This window comes from Nguyenibacter vanlangensis (genome assembly GCF_013376155.1).
Taxonomy (GTDB): Bacteria; Pseudomonadota; Alphaproteobacteria; order Acetobacterales; family Acetobacteraceae; genus Gluconacetobacter; species Gluconacetobacter vanlangensis.
In genome coordinates, this window is sequence record NZ_JABXXP010001272.1 from 1 (window position 1) to 531 (window position 531).

At 70.2% G+C, this 531-nt stretch carries 1 protein-coding gene; it reads left to right on the forward strand.

Annotated elements, in window-relative coordinates:
• Positions 1 to 20: 20 nt before the first annotated feature.
• Positions 21 to 531: c-type cytochrome (locus HUK84_RS22545; protein WP_317135334.1), on the forward strand; the 511-nt coding region annotated here is incomplete at its 3' end.

Below are 531 nucleotides of genomic sequence, written 5' to 3' on the forward strand. Positions count from 1 at the left end.
CGCTATTTTCGGATGCGCTGGTGGAGCGCGGGCGGCAGGCGGCGGCGGCGGGTGATTGCGCGGTGTGCCATACCGCGCCGGGCGGCGTGGTCAATGCCGGAGGGCTGGCGCTGGAGACGCCGTTCGGCGTCATTTATTCCACCAACCTGACGCCGGACGAGGAGACGGGGATCGGGCGCTGGTCCTATGCGGCGTTCGCCCGGGCGATGCGCCACGGGATCAGCCGCGACGGGCGTCATCTTTATCCGGCCTTTCCCTATACGGCCTTCGCGAAGATCGACGAGGCCGACATGCAGGCGCTGTATGCCTATCTGATGGCGCAGCCGGCGGTGCGGAACGTCGTGCCGCAGACCAGGCTGGCCTTCCCGTACGCCATCCGGCCGATCATGGCGGGGTGGAACGCGCTGTTCCACGACCCGTCGCCGTTCGTGCCCGATCCGGCGCGCTCGGCCGCCTGGAACCGGGGGGCGTATCTGGTCGAGGGGCTGGGCCATTGCGGCGCGTGCCATACCCCGCGCAACGCGCTGGGCG